The 14,984-nt window shown below is 30.5% G+C and carries 14 protein-coding genes and 1 riboswitch; of the genes, 7 read left to right on the top strand and 7 right to left on the bottom strand.

What is annotated here, in order from left to right:
• Nucleotides 1–10 precede the first annotated feature (10 nt).
• The 7 genes from QZ306_RS01685 (at nt 11) to QZ306_RS01655 (ending at nt 6,791) form a co-directional block, all read left to right on the top strand.
• Complete coding sequence (locus tag QZ306_RS01685) at nt 11–1,168, top strand: restriction endonuclease (RefSeq protein ID WP_295160179.1); 1,158 nt, start codon at nt 11–13, stop codon at nt 1,166–1,168.
• Between the two features lie 28 nt (nt 1,169–1,196).
• Nucleotides 1,197–1,616: a very short patch repair endonuclease gene (gene vsr / locus QZ306_RS01680; protein WP_295160176.1), complete on the top strand. Its 420-nt coding sequence runs from the start codon at nt 1,197–1,199 to the stop codon at nt 1,614–1,616.
• Between the two features lie 61 nt (nt 1,617–1,677).
• A riboswitch (FMN riboswitch) is annotated at nt 1,678–1,815 on the top strand.
• Between the two features lie 136 nt (nt 1,816–1,951).
• Nucleotides 1,952–3,043, top strand: coding sequence for a bifunctional diaminohydroxyphosphoribosylaminopyrimidine deaminase/5-amino-6-(5-phosphoribosylamino)uracil reductase RibD (ribD, locus tag QZ306_RS01675; RefSeq protein ID WP_295160173.1), 1,092 nt, complete (start codon nt 1,952–1,954; stop codon nt 3,041–3,043).
• A 26-nt stretch (nt 3,044–3,069) separates the two neighbouring features.
• Nucleotides 3,070–3,711 carry a riboflavin synthase gene (locus QZ306_RS01670; RefSeq protein ID WP_295160170.1) on the top strand — a complete coding sequence of 214 codons (642 nt, stop codon included), beginning with the start codon at nt 3,070–3,072 and terminating at the stop codon, nt 3,709–3,711.
• A 60-nt stretch (nt 3,712–3,771) separates the two neighbouring features.
• Entirely contained in the window at nt 3,772–4,971 is a 1,200-nt protein-coding gene (locus QZ306_RS01665) for a bifunctional 3,4-dihydroxy-2-butanone-4-phosphate synthase/GTP cyclohydrolase II (protein WP_295160167.1), read from the top strand.
• A 98-nt stretch (nt 4,972–5,069) separates the two neighbouring features.
• The gene (gene ribE / locus QZ306_RS01660) at nt 5,070–5,540 is read left to right on the top strand and encodes a 6,7-dimethyl-8-ribityllumazine synthase (RefSeq protein WP_295160164.1); all 471 of its coding nucleotides are present in this window, start codon (nt 5,070–5,072) and stop codon (nt 5,538–5,540) included.
• A 195-nt stretch (nt 5,541–5,735) separates the two neighbouring features.
• On the top strand, nt 5,736–6,791 hold the full coding sequence (locus QZ306_RS01655) for a cell surface protein (protein WP_295160161.1): 1,056 nt from the start codon (nt 5,736–5,738) through the stop codon (nt 6,789–6,791).
• Nucleotides 6,792–6,894: 103 nt separating this feature from the next.
• On the opposite strand, the gene recJ is transcribed toward QZ306_RS01655, so the two are convergent.
• From recJ to QZ306_RS01620, 7 genes are all read right to left on the bottom strand, one after another.
• Nucleotides 6,895–9,054: a single-stranded-DNA-specific exonuclease RecJ gene (gene recJ / locus QZ306_RS01650; protein ID WP_295160159.1), complete on the bottom strand. Its 2,160-nt coding sequence runs from the start codon at nt 9,052–9,054 to the stop codon at nt 6,895–6,897.
• A 36-nt stretch (nt 9,055–9,090) separates the two neighbouring features.
• Nucleotides 9,091–11,364 (bottom strand): RNA ligase, encoded by a 2,274-nt coding sequence (locus QZ306_RS01645; protein ID WP_295160156.1) that lies wholly within the window; start codon nt 11,362–11,364, stop codon nt 9,091–9,093.
• A 156-nt stretch (nt 11,365–11,520) separates the two neighbouring features.
• Nucleotides 11,521–12,234, bottom strand: a complete 714-nt coding sequence (locus tag QZ306_RS01640; RefSeq protein ID WP_295160153.1) for a DUF4241 domain-containing protein — start codon at nt 12,232–12,234, stop codon at nt 11,521–11,523.
• Between the two features lie 81 nt (nt 12,235–12,315).
• Nucleotides 12,316–12,720, bottom strand: a complete 405-nt coding sequence (locus tag QZ306_RS01635; protein WP_295160150.1) for a hypothetical protein — start codon at nt 12,718–12,720, stop codon at nt 12,316–12,318.
• A 79-nt stretch (nt 12,721–12,799) separates the two neighbouring features.
• Entirely contained in the window at nt 12,800–13,168 is a 369-nt protein-coding gene (locus tag QZ306_RS01630; RefSeq protein ID WP_295160148.1) for a DUF1667 domain-containing protein, read from the bottom strand.
• Between the two features lie 98 nt (nt 13,169–13,266).
• The gene (locus tag QZ306_RS01625; RefSeq protein WP_295160145.1) at nt 13,267–14,541 is read right to left on the bottom strand and encodes an FAD-dependent oxidoreductase; all 1,275 of its coding nucleotides are present in this window, start codon (nt 14,539–14,541) and stop codon (nt 13,267–13,269) included.
• A gap of 257 nt (nt 14,542–14,798) precedes the next feature.
• Nucleotides 14,799–14,960 carry a hypothetical protein gene (locus tag QZ306_RS01620; protein ID WP_295160617.1) on the bottom strand — a complete coding sequence of 54 codons (162 nt, stop codon included), beginning with the start codon at nt 14,958–14,960 and terminating at the stop codon, nt 14,799–14,801.
• Nucleotides 14,961–14,984 lie beyond the last annotated feature (24 nt).

The raw sequence follows: 14,984 nt of genomic DNA, 5'->3' as shown, positions 1-14,984 counted from the left end.
CGGTGTTATAATGATTAATTTTTTTGAATTAGATAAAAAAGATAACAGAAACTATGTAAAACTAATGCAGATAGTTTCTAAACTTTCAAGACTATATACTGAAAGTGATAATCCCTATATATATTACAGAGCTATGGAGAATTTATTTTGCTATTGCTTTAATGCTAAAAACTTAAGCCGTTCAGACACAGCATTTGATGCTAAGCTGTATAATATGGGAATAGGATTAAAGACTTTTTTAGGAGAAAATAAAAATTATAGTTATGAAAAAATAGCAGAGTTTAATAAAGATTCAAATATGATTAAAGAAAAAACTGATGAAAAAGATATTGCAGAATTTTTATCAAATCTTAGAAATGAAAGAATTAAGCTTGCTGAGAATATTTATGGGATATCAGAATCTCAATATCATATAATAGCAAGAAGAAAAAATTTACTTCTTTTCTTTGAAACTGATTATAATAAAATCAACATATCAAATTTAAGAATTGAAAAACAAAAAGGTTCTCAAAATGAAAAATCTTTAGATTTTACAGACGGCAATCATTTATATAAGTTTAATTTTTCAAAAAGCACATTGTTTAGAAAATTTGATATACCTTCAGACTGCTATACAGCAGAAGCCGCAATACTTGAAAATCCTGCAAAACTTCTTTTATCCATTGATGAAATGAGATGTGATATAATTTCAGATAATACAGAGCATAAGTTAGAATATGTTATACTGCCGCTTTATACTATAAAAAATAATATGAAGGTAGTTCAGGAAAAAGCAGGTCTTAATCAATGGAATGCATCTGGAAGAAAAAGAGATCCTAATGAAGTATATATAGCAATACCTGCATTAATAAGAAATCATTTTAAAAATTTTTTTCCGGAAAGAGATACTCCTTTTATTCTTAAAACTCCGTTAGGAGAGGTATTAAATGCAAAAGTATGTCAGGATAACAATAAAGCTCTTATGACAAATCCTAACAAAGCATTAAGCAAGTGGCTTCTTAGAGATGTATTAAAATTAAAAGAGTTTGAGCCTGCATCCATTGATAAACTGGAATTTTTAGGAATTGATTCTGTAATAGTGACTAAAGAAAAAGAAGGAGAATATTCTATAGATATACAAAGTTGGGGAAGCTATGAAGAATTTGAAGATAAATTAAATACATATTAATTTAAAATATTATAAATGGAATATATAAATGGCAGACAATAAAACTATTGAAGAAAGAAGCAGGAATATGGCAAATATCAAATGTAAAGATACCAAGCCTGAGAATATTGTCAGGAAATATCTTTTTAAGCATGGATTTAGATATAGGAAAAATGATAAACGGTATCCCGGAAAACCTGATATTGTACTTCCCAAATATCATACAGTAATTTTTGTAAACGGATGTTTTTGGCATATGCATAACTGCTCAAGAGGAAGAATGCCTCTTTCTAATCAGAATTATTGGGTTCCCAAAATTCAGCGTAATATAGAAAGAGATAAAAATAACATAATTAATCTTGAATCAATGGGATGGAAAGTTATTGTAATTTGGGAATGCGAATTAAATAATAAAATTGCGGAAGAAAGACTGCATAAATTATGTGAAGAAATAAAAAATAAATATTAATAATTAATAATATTTTACAGCTGCTTGACAATATAAAATATTTGTATTATAATGTTAATATATAAATCTTCGGGGCTAGGTGAAATTCCATACCGGCGGTAAAGTCCGCGAGCTTTTTTAAAGATATTTATTTTTGAAAACAGCCGATTTGGTGCAATTCCAAAACCGACAGTTAAAGTCTGGATGGTAGAAGATGTTAATGTAAATTTAATACATATCAAAAAATTTAGGCTCTATTTGTTATATTTTAGCATTTAGAGTTTTTTTTGCTTATAATAAAAAGCCTGCCGAAATAAAAAACCAAAGATTTAATTATTTATTTAGAGATTAGCATTATGCATGAAAAGTATATGAAAATGGCTATTGAAGAGGCAAAAAAAGGAGAAGGTTTTACAAGTCCGAATCCTATTGTAGGCGCTGTTATAGTGAAAGATGATAAAGTTATAGGAATTGGATATCATCAAAAATACGGAGAAAATCATGCCGAAATTAATGCTTTTATTGATGCTGAAAAAAACGGAGAAAATACGGAAGGTGCTTCAATATATGTAACTTTAGAGCCATGTTCTCATTACGGTAAAACTCCTCCCTGCGCCGATGCCATTATAAAAAAAAATATAAAAAGAGTAATTATAGGGTGTATAGATTCTAATCCTAAAGTTGCAGGAATGGGCATAAAAAAATTAAAAGAAGCAGGAATTGAAGTTATAGTTAATGTGCTTGAAGAGGAATGCAGAAAATTAAATGAGGTTTTTTTCTATTATACTGCTAATAAAAAACCATTTGTTATTATGAAATATGCTATGACAGCAGACGGTAAAATAGCATCTTCAAGCGGAAAATCAAAATGGATAACTTCTGAAAAATCGAGAGAGCATTCCCATAGATTCAGAAATAAATACTCTTCAATAATGGTTGGAATAAATACTGTTATAAAGGATAATCCTACGCTTAACTGCAGACTTCCGAATACAAGAAATCCCATAAGAATTATTTTAGACAGTTCTTTAAAAATAGATTTGAACTCTAATATCTGCAAAACGGCAAAAGATATAAAAACTTTTATAGCAACTTTAAGCGATGATGAAAAAAAAATTAAAGAGCTTGAAGACTTATCAATAGAAATAATAAAAACCGAAAATGATAATGGAAGAGTAAGTTTAAAATACTTAATAAAAATATTGGGAGAAGAAAAGCATATTGACAGTATATATGCGGAAGGGGGATCTAGTCTGCATGCAAGCCTGCTTAAAGAGAGGCTTATAAATAAGGTTTTAATTTATATAGCCCCTAAAATATTGGGAGGCGAAGGAGCAAAAAGCCCTATTGAAGGCATAGGAATAGATGATCCTAATAATGCCGTTAAATTAAAAGAAGGCGGCATAACAAAAATAGAAGATGATTTATTTTTGGAATATTATTTATAAATTATTTTATAGGAATTATATTAATAATGTTTACAGGTATAGTTGAGGAAATAGGAATTATTAAATCTGTGCAAAGTAAAATCATAACCGTAAAAGCAAATAAAATATTTGAAGATTTGCATTTGGGAGACAGTGTTGCCGTTAATGGAGCATGTTTAACAGTATCTTCTTTTGACGATAAAATATTTAATGCCGATGTTACGCAGGAAACTTTGAACCGCACTAATTTGGGAAGCTTAAAAAACGGAAGCATGGTTAATCTTGAACGCGCTATGACTTTAAGCGGAAGATTCGGAGGGCATATAGTAAGCGGGCATATTGACGGAGAGGGAAGCATTAAGTCTATGAAAAAAGATGATAATGCCGTTTTGCTCACTATTGAGGCGCCTAATCATTTAATGAAGTATATAGTTGAGAAAGGATCTGTGGCTGTCGACGGAATAAGCCTTACGGTTGCAGGCTTAGATAATAATAGTTTTTCTATAGCTGTTATTCCCCATACATTAAAAGAGACTGTACTTTATTACAAAAAAGAAGGCGATAAGGTTAATATAGAAAATGATGTTATAGGCAAATATGTTGAGAGGCTTTTAACATTTAAAGAAGATAATAACATAGATAAAAAGCAGGGTATAACAATGGAATTCCTGCTTAAGAACGGATTTTAATATTTGCAGTTTTTTACTGCCGAAAAAATCTGAATAAAAAATTAAACGGAGCATTAAAAAATGGAAAATGTTTACAGCACTATTGAAGAAGCTTTAGAGGAGTTAAGAAAAGGAAAAATAATAGTAGTTTCCGATGATGAGAATAGAGAAAATGAGGGAGATTTAATATGTGCGGCAGAGTTTGCCACAGCGGAAAATATCAACTTCATGGCGGTTTATGCTAAAGGATTAATATGCATGCCTATGAGCAGAGATATTACAAATAAGCTGAGTTTAAATCAAATGGTTTCAAAAAATACGGATAATCATGAAACCGCTTTTACTGTATCTATAGACCATATTGACACTGCTACAGGAATTTCAGCAGTTGAAAGATCTATTACAGCTTTAAAAGTGTCAGATGAAAACTCTAAACCTGAGGACTTCAGACGCCCTGGTCATATGTTTCCGCTGCTTGCAAAGGAAGGCGGAGTATTGGTAAGAATGGGGCATACAGAAGCTACTGTTGATTTGATGAGGCTTGCAGGACTTAAGGAATGCGGTTTATGCTGCGAGATTATGAGAGATGACGGCGATATGATGAGAAGAGATGATTTAATCGATTTCGCTAAAAAACATAATTTAAAAATGATAACCGTTTCCGATTTAATTGATTACAGAAAAAAGAATGAAGATTTAATGGAGCTTTATGCTAAAGCAAAAATGCCTACAAAATACGGCGAGTTTGAAATACTGACTTTTGTAAATAAAATAACTAAGCAGCATCATGTTGTTCTTACAATGGGAGATATTACAGGCGGGGAAGATGTATTATGCCGAGTGCATTCCGAATGTTTAACAGGCGATGCTTTGGGTTCTAAAAGATGCGACTGCGGAGAACAGTATGATTATGCTATGAGAAAAATTGCTGAAGAGGGCAGAGGCATAATGCTGTATATGCGTCAGGAAGGAAGAGGAATAGGACTTGTAAATAAATTGAGAGCTTATGAACTTCAGGACAGCGGACTTGATACAGTAGATGCAAATATAGCTTTGGGTTTTAAGGATGATATGCGTGAGTATTATGAGGCTTATCAAATGCTTAAAAACTTAGGAGTTAAAAGCATAAAAATTATGACAAATAATCCTGATAAAATAAAGTATTTAAATAATTACGGTTTGGAAATAAAGGAGAGAATTCCGATACAGATTCAAGCTTCCGAGCATGATGCTTTTTATCTGAAGACTAAAAAAGAGCGTATGGGGCATATATTGGACTGAAGATTTAAAAATAATAAATGGTAAGTTTACAATATTATAAATAATATTGCAGATATTAAACTAATAATTTTATATTGAATTTAAAAAAAGGATATAACATGAAAACTTTTGAAGGAAAACTCGTTGGCGAGAAAGAAATTAAAATCGGCATAGTATGCGCCAGATTCAATGAATTCATTGTCTCTAAGCTTTTGGCAGGTGCTTTGGACGCTTTGAATCGTCATAGTATTAAAGATGATAATATCAGTATGGCTTGGGTTCCCGGAGCTTTTGAAATTCCGCTTATAGCTTCAAAAATGGCTAAGTCTGGAAAATATGATGCTGTTATATGTTTGGGTGCAGTTATAAGAGGCTCCACAACTCATTATGATTATGTTTGCGCTGAAGTATCAAAAGGCATAGCGAATGTTTCTCTTGACTCCGATATACCTGTAATGTTTGGCGTACTTACTACTGAAAATATTGAACAGGCTATTGAAAGAGCAGGCACCAAAGCAGGAAATAAAGGTTTTGATTCAGCTATGGCTGCTATTGAAATGGTTAATCTAATCAGAGAAATAGAAAAATAATAATTTTTTATTCCTGCTAATAAAAATTGTTCGCTTAAAGGTTCTGTCATTCTTGCAAATGCCAGAAGCTCACAATTTTTATAATTTATAGTGTTGACATTTTTATATAAATTTACTAAAATAAAATTGTTATGGTTATGCATATATCAGAAGCTATATCTAACCTAACATATAAAATTTTTTAGGAGAAATAAAATGAAAAAAGTTTTATTAACAGCTATGGCTTTATTAACTATAGCAAGCGCTTCTGTATTTGGTATGTACGGAAGAGGTGATTCTTGGATTGACTTTCTTGTTCATGGCAATATGTTCAGAGCTAGAATGGACCAAGTAGGTTTTGTATTAGGAAACGGAACTATTAAAGGTACTCTAGGCTTCAGAGCTAACGGCATAAACTTAGGCAATTGGGGAAGCATATTAAGCGATACAGGTGCAGGTACTAGCTTAAACTCTACATTATCAGCAGGCTTAGGATATACTTCAGATATGTTTGGCATAGGTGTGGGATATAACTTTACTTATTTAGCTAAAGACAGGTATGTTCATACTCCTGTACTTATGATAAATGCTTTAAATAACAATTTAAGAATTGCTGCTCCTATACAGGTACTTACTTCAGATAAAAATGGCACAAAATATACAGGCGTAGCTTTTGATAATCTTCAATTGAGATACTATACAGGCATAGATGCTTTCAATGCTTTAAGATTCTATGTTTACTATAGAAACACTACAAGTGAAGTTGCAAGTACTAAATCAGTTAATGAAGCATTAGGATTGCAGTTAAGATTATATTTCTTGAACACTCAGGTTGGAAATGTAACAATCAATCCTTATTTAAGATTGGAATATCATACAGCTCTTAGAGGAACAGTTCTTAAAAATTATGTAGCAGAAAATAATGGTGGAGCTTTAACTGGAGGTCAAAAGCAGACAGATATTTATGATGTTTCTCCTTATGAAGTTACTATTAAGCCTGTACTTGCAATCACAGCAGCAAGCGATATAGTAACTCTTTATGTTGAGCCTTCTTTAGGTTATACAGTTCAAGCACAAAAAAGAAAAGGTGTGAGCGGTACAAGCACGCATAAATTAGCTTGGGGTGCTTATACAGAGCTTTATGTAAGACCTGTTCAGGATCTTGAATTCTATTTCGAAATGGATGTTAATAACAGCAATGCAGATGCTTCAAATGTTCCTGTACATTTTGAAACTACTACAGGTATAACTTGGTATCTTCCTGCACTTTAATTAATAGTTTAGAAAATTAACAAGATTAAGGAGCTTTTAAGCTTTTAAGCTTTTAAGCTCTTTTTTATATTATAGAAAGGTTTAAATGGCTTATTTATATTAATTAATAAATTTCATAGCTTTCTATATATATTCTTGCATCTTCGCTTCCGTTAAAACGGTTTACTCTCAGTTTATAAATAATATCTATATAGTTACAGTTCAAAAGTCTGTCTGCTTCATCTTCGCAGCTATTCCAGATAATGGCATTTACTTTTTTATTGTCCTGCATAAGCTCCAATCTTAAATGAAGTTTTCCGTTTTTCTGCATTTTATTTATATTATTTACTGTTGCTTTTTTAGATGAAAATAAAGGCTCTTCGTTTCCGAATCCGTAAGGCTCAAACAATTCTAATGATCTTGCAAGTCTTATATCTATATCCTTAAAATTAATCTCCATATCAAAAGCATTGCCGTCTTTTTCTGTTGCAAAGTTACTGGAATAGGCATATTTTATAATTTTATTTTTGAACTTATCAAAATTATCAGTATTTAAAGTAAATCCTGCTGCATTTTTATGTCCTCCGAATTTAATTAAATAAATATCGGCATATTCAAGCATATCTCTGGCATTATCCTCCCTGCCGCTTCTTATGCTTCCTATACAAATGCCGTCATTAGTTTCATGCATAATAACAGCCGTTTTTCCGTATTCGTTTAAAACCTTACCCGCAATTAATCCTGTAAGTCCCTGTTCTATATCTCTGCTTTTTACAACTATTACAGGACAATCCAAACAGCCGTTAATTTTTATATATTCATTTACAATACTGAAATTAGATTCTGTTAAAGATTTTCTGGCTTCATTCATATTATAAATCTCTTCGGACAAGCTTACAGCCTCCTCTCTCATTTCGCATGTAAGTAATTTTAAAGCAGTTTCAGGGCTTCCCATTCTTCCAGCTGCATTAATAAAAGGAGCAAGACGCCAGCTTATTGCATGAGTGTCTATTTTAACATTTAATAAATTAATTCTTTCAAGCATAATATTATATCTTATATGGCTCGGTTTTTCTAATTCTTTTAAAGCGCATTTTACATAAGCCCTGTTTTCTTCTATAAGAGGCACAACATCGGCAACGCTTCCGAATAATACAAGTATGGATTTCTTTTTTATATAGTTATGAAGCTGTTTTTGGCTTATATAAAACAATCTTCTGAATATTTCCATCTTTATAATTAAATCTCTGTAATCTGTATTCTCATATCTGTAAATATTAACATTAAGAGCCAAAGCAAAATCGTCTAAAGTTTTTACCGTTTTTATATTTATATTTCCGTACTTAATGCCGAGCTTAAGAATATCATATACATTATCATACTCAGGCAAATATATATCATATTTCTCATAAAGATGCAGAAGCTTATTTAATCTATCCTCCCCTCCTGTAAGAACCAATACTGTTTTGTCGCCTTCAAACATATAGCTTGCAAGCTCCTCCAATACCTCTTCTTCTCTCATAAACTCACCGTAATAATCTGCGTATAATGTTTTATAGCAATTATCATCATTAATAAGCTCAAAACCGAATACATCGCCGTTTATAACAAAATTATAAGATTTTAACGCTCTTATTCTTTTTAATCTGTTCTCAGATCTGTCAATATCATAATCCAGTACCACTATATCTTTATTGTAAAGCTTAGTATATGAAAAAACAAATGCCTGCATAAGCTTAAAGGCAACGGCGCAGCCTGAAAAGTTTTTTGATGCAAAACCAGTATTGGAAAGTTTAGGATTAAATAAGGCATAAGCATTAGGAAGTATTTCAGGTATATCATGATGATCCGTTACTATAATATCAACTGAAAGCCCGCACGCAAATTCCACCTCTTCGGCATTTGAGATTCCGCAGTCAACTGTAATAATAAGGCTTACTCCTGAGTTTGCATACTCCTCTATAACAGCTTTAGAAAGTCCGTATCCTGTGGTATGATTAGGCACAAATGCATCAACATTCTTTGTTACAGCTTTTAATGTATTATATATTATTGAAGCCGCCGTTATGCCGTCCGCATCCTTATCTCCGTATATTAATATCCTTTCATCATTATATACAGCTTCTTTTACTCTGTCTATAAATACATTAATATCTCTTATATTAAACGGATTTGATAAGGAATATATATCCTGAAAAAAGAAATCATAAATATCCTCTTTTGAAGTTATTCCCCTTAATTTTAAAAGTTCTATTATTATAGTATTTAAATTATCTATATTCATATACCGCCGCTTCTTTAATAATTATAAAAAATAAAATTATTTTAATTCATTTAAAACTTCATTATAGCTTTCCAAAACTTCTTTTAAAGTTAAGCTGCGCCATTCTTTTAATTTATTTTCTCTTTTATATCTATTGAATATTTTGTTTCCTGTAAACTGAACATATAAATTAGAATGCCGTATATTCAAAGAATGAGACAATCTATTTAAATGCATAGACTCAGACCTTAAAGCCTTTTTGATAATATAAAAAGGACATTTTACCTTTAACATAAAACCTTCTGCATCTTCAAATACAACTCCCTCATAATCTATAGAAAAATCATCAATATATTTATAAAGCATATTATATATATATTTATTATAATCTTCTTTTGAAATATTATCTTCAGGTTTTTCAAATATTTCAATTCTCTCTTTTATTGCAAACATGCTTATTATCTCTTTAATAGAAAGCTCTTCATAAGATAATTTTCTGAAATTCTCATCATTGTAAATTATATCAAGCAGAATTAAAAAAGATTTATCATAAACTATAGGGTGTGCGGAATCTTTTAAATGTATGCATTCAAATACAAAAGTAGTATTATTCTTTCTGCAGTATTCTTTTATAAAAGCTTTATTTTCTTTAGTTAATAATTCTTCCCCCCAAGATGTCATTTCAGTATTAACAGAGCTTTTAGTTGCATATATTAACTCATCTTTAGTTTTATCTAAAAATACCAAAAATAAATATCCGTTGTATTTTTTATAAACATTTACAGGAAACTTTATATTTTTCTGTATGCTTTTTAATTTAGTTTTATCAACCTCATCATAATTAAAAAACTTATCATAGCTTCTTCCAGCCACCTCATTGGTATCAATATATCTGTATAATCCTCTGGCTTTAATGGTCTGCTCATTCCATAATCTTTTATAAAATACCTTATCAGAAAAGTTGCAGGAATAAACCGTATCAAAATATTTAAATCTAATAAGCTCTTTATTTTCTTTTAAATTGCCGGGTTTTTTATCATTTTTATATCTTTCAACTGATAAATCTATTAAGCTTAAAATTATTAAATCGCCTCCGTATTCAACAGAGTTTTCTATGCAGTAAGCATTATCATTTATCTTGCATAAATTATCCTCAAGATCCTCCTTAAGAATATTTCTATGCCCGAATATCTGAATAATGTCCGAATGATTTTCTTTAAATCTGTTTCCTACTTCTATATAAGATTTATAATTATCTTCGCTGTCATATCCGTAAGTTGCAATACCATTTAAAATAGATGCAGGCGTATGCTTATACATTTTATCTATGCCTGAATGATTAATAAAAAATTTTCTTCCCTTAAAAGTAAAAAAATAATAAAGTCTGAATCTTTTATAAAAATTTCTTATTTTCTTTTTGTATTCGGAAAGTTCATTTTCATTTAATGCCTCTTCTTTAATACCGTCTATACCGCTCTTAATTATGCTGAAAGCTTTTTTTATTTCTTTATAAGTCGTTTTATAAAAATCCCCGCTTAAAGATTTTATATCATTGGAAAAATAATTTAAGCCTACATCATGATTGCCTTCAGTAAAATAAACATTATTCGGTATTTCATTATATAAAAAATAATCAAGCAGTTCTTTTGATTTTTCGCCCCTGTCGGTTAAATCGCCTGCAAATATATAAGCCGTTTTTTTATTCTTAAAATAATTTTCTTTTTCTAAAAACTTTTTAAATACATCATATTCTCCATGCAGGTCTGGTATTACCTTTATATTGCTATATTTTTCAAACTCGGTTTCATTCAGATAAAAATCATCCCATTTGCAAGCCTCAAGCAAAGCCGTTTCAGCACTGCCGTAATCCGAAGCTTTAAAAATATTGGCGCCCTGCAATTTAAAATTTTTCATACGCAGAAAATAGTCCTCTATAACTTCCTTCGGTATGCCGCCTCCTATCTCTCTTTTTCTCACATTATCAATGCATTCTTTAAGCGTTATATTATCAAATAAAACCGCCGCTATTCTGTATCTGTATTTTTTAGCAAGCTCAGTAATGCCGCTTAGATTAAAAAGTCCTGTGCTGTCCAATATGGTAAATTGTCCTAATTTGAATCTGTTTTCTAATATGCTTAATATTAAATTATTCCAAATATAAAAATTATCTTTTTGATAAAGAGAAAATCCGTTATTTCCGTCTGGAAAAAGCCCCGAATATAATATTCTTAAATTATCAGAGCTTATGCTGTAATGCTCTAAATCTGATTTTTTTATAGTATAAGTTTTTCCGCTTCCCTGAGCTCCTACGGTTATTATTAATACTTTCATATAATCCTCTTTTAAGATGCATACTATAAAATATTTTCTATGCCTTTATACATGTAATTTGAAAATAATATGATTTATAAATTTCTTTATATAAAAAATTAAAAAAATATCAATTCTATATAAAAATGATGAATGTATGCAGTTTTATATATAAAATTATTCCTCTTCCAAATCTATAAATAAAGTGTAGAAAGCACATATTTCATTATTTTCATCATAAGCAAAATATGAAGGATAATATCCGTCTCCGTAACCGCTTGTAAACATCACTATATTTAAATCGCTTCCGTCTATATTATAATTAAGCCAGTCTCCGCATTTTCTCTGATATTTAGGATTTTTTTCGGCATTAGACTCCAATAAATCTTCAAACAGATCATCATATCTATTATTAAAATTGCCGCCCATTTCTTTTATAAGTTTATTTTCATAATCCAAATATTTTTCAGCGGTTTCATAATCGCATACGCAGCCCATACCAGCATCAACAGGATATCCGAAAAAATCGCCCTCTTCTATTTCAGACAAATCTTCTCCGCCTGTTAAAGCAATTTCGTATATTTTAGGTATATTATCCGAAAAAGAAACTTTAATCATAGCAATTCTATTCTCATCTTCTATAATAAGAAGAGAAACTTTATATTTGCCGCATTTTACAGTTTGAATAAAAGGAGATATTTTATCTTCATATAAATATGCTAAAGGATCGCAGGCTAATATTTTTCCGCTTGATAAATTAACTTCTCCTATATCAAGCAAATCAAGCTTTATATCCTTAAACTTCCTGTCTCTGAATGGCTTATCCAAATCAAAATTAGGAGCAAGAAGATACTTGACTTTATCAAATTGTTCTTTGAAATCTTTATTCATAATTATAATATATAATAATATATAGAATTGTCAAATAAGTATTTAAGCAATGCTTTAATAAAAAAATAATATTATTAACTATTATTTAAGTTCTCTTTTATTTATAATACTTATTTTAATATGAGGTACTGCAAAAATCATATCGGAGACAATAAGCCATATATTTTTTGAGTATATTCCAAGAATAAAAAATGAAGCTATGGGAAGTACCGCCCCTGCCAAAGGAATGCCTAAAAATGAACCGTATAGATAAACAAGTTTTCGCCCTTTAAAAAAATAGCGTATCCAAAAGCATTCATACATTAACATTAATATAAAACTTAAAATAAGAAGCAAAGTATAATTTGACCGATAATTTATATTAAAATCGTCAGAAATAAGAAGGCTTATAATAATTAAAATTTGCCCTGCTTTTTCAAATATATTAAGCAATTTATTTTCAGTATGTATATTAGGTTTTAATACCGCATAAATAATATTCGGCAAGAGTATCAGTCCTATATAATAAAAACCTAAATATCTCATAATATATTAGTTATGTAATTAAAAACCGATTAATACAGTTTTATAATGTTTCTGATACTTCAGCATTTCTAGTAGCAACTATATCTGAGCCTGCAACATTTGAAAGCACAATATCGCCTATATAAACGGGGGCATTTACTTCAACATTTTTTAAAGCTTTTAAGCATTCTTCTATTCTTGATTTGTCAATAGGATTTTTGGTTTTTACTGGAAGCATTTTTATTTTTCCGTTTCTTACTTTTACTATTGAAGTAACCATTCTTACAGGACGGACAATCTCATCTCTTGCATAGGTTTCTCCTCTTTTGCATGTATTTCCGCTTACATTCAAAATTTTATTTTTATCAATTTCAACCGTCAAAGCGCAGCCCATAGGACAGCATATACAAGTTAATTCTTTTTTTTTCATAATTAATTACTTCCTTAATATATTTTTGATTTTTGTAAAGTATAATATTTAATTAATAAGATATAATATTTTTTACCCTATTCTAATTATAGAATATATCAATTATCCTCTATCTTAAACTCTATATTTTTTAAGCCTTTTTTTGAAAGCATAGCTTTATCAAGCTTCAAAGTCTCCATCTCTCCGGGAGCAAATATTAAATGCTTTTTATGTATAAGTTTCTCTCCGTCAAAATATACATTAAGAAATTTATTATGAAATACATTACTCACCCTAAATCTTACCGTAACATAATCATCTACATTATCAGTATTAATCATAGAAGGCACAGTATGTCTGACACCGCTGGAGGCTTTTAATAAAACAGAATCAGCATCATTTCTTCTTTTATTTTTAAGAATATAAAGAGATGCGCTCTTTCCTGCAGTTTCCGCTTCTTCAGATACAAAATCAACTAAATCATGCACATGCAGAACATTTCCGCATGAAAAAACACCTTCAATATTAGTTTCAAGCCCCTCATTAACTACAGCACCTGAGGTTAAGGGATTAATTTCAACTCCAATCTCTTTTGAAAGCTCGTTTTCAGGTATAAGACCTACAGATAAAAGCAAAGTATCGCATGAATAGTATTCTTCGGTACCCTTAATAGGCTTCATATTCTCATCAACTTCAGCTATTGTAACGCCTTCAAGCCTGTCTCTGCCTTTTATATCAATAATCGTATGACTAAGCTTTAAAGGTATTTTGAAATCGTCCAAACACTGAACTATATTTCTTTTAAGCCCTCCTGAAAATGGAAGTATCTCTGCAACAGCTTTAACTTTGGCGCCTTCAAAAGTCATTCTTCTAGCCATAATAAGCCCTATATCTCCAGAACCGAGTATAACAACTTCCTTGCCCGGCATATATCCTTCAATATTTACTAAATGCTGAGCGGCTCCTGCAGAGAATATTCCCGCAGGTCTGAAACCAGGTATATTTAAAGCTCCTCTGGAACGTTCCCTGCAGCCCATAGCAAGTATTACGGCTTTTGCATTAATCAAAACTACGCCTTCTTCTTTATTAATATAAGTAATCTTTTTACTTTTATCGCTGTTAAGTTCTATATTTAAAACCATAGTATTAAGCCTGCAGTTTATATTTAACTCTTCAGCTTTTTCTATAAATTTATACGCATATTCAGGACCTGTAAGCTCCTCTCCGAATCTGTGAAGACCAAATCCGTTATGTATGCATTGATTCAGTATTCCGCCAAGCATATTGTCTCTTTCTAATATAAGTAAATTATATATGCCGTTTTCTCTGGCGGAAACAGCGGCGGCAAGACCTGCAGGACCTCCGCCTATAACAACAACATCATAAGATTCCATTTTTTAATCCTTAAAATTAATAAGATTTTATTTTCTTTTATTATACAACATTTTTATTAATGTTTATTATTATTTTATTTCTTTCTCCGCTTTTTTTGAAAAAAGTAAAAAGTTTTTTGGTTCTTTTTATCTGTATAAAAAAGAACAAATAAACAAGTAATAAAAGATACTAGAAATAAGAAATATTAAAAAATGCGAGCCTGAGTCATTGACTTAATTTATTTAATTCAAGTCTTAAAGGCTTAGACTCGCAATTATTACTTAGCTGCATTTCCAGCCACATTCAAAGAATCCCAAGTTCTTGCAAAAGGAGGAGCATAGCATAAATCAAGCATTCCTAGTTCATCTACGGTAAGTCCTGCATATATACAGGCTGCTATAACATCAGCTCTTAATACGGCGCCTCTCTTTCCTAATATCTGCCCGCCTATTATCTTTCTGCT

Origin of the sequence: uncultured Brachyspira sp., from assembly GCF_910588665.1 — a bacterium.
Classification (GTDB): domain Bacteria; phylum Spirochaetota; class Brachyspiria; order Brachyspirales; family Brachyspiraceae; genus Brachyspira.
Note: the sequence above shows the minus strand (reverse complement) of the source record. Positions and strands in the feature narration are given on the sequence as shown.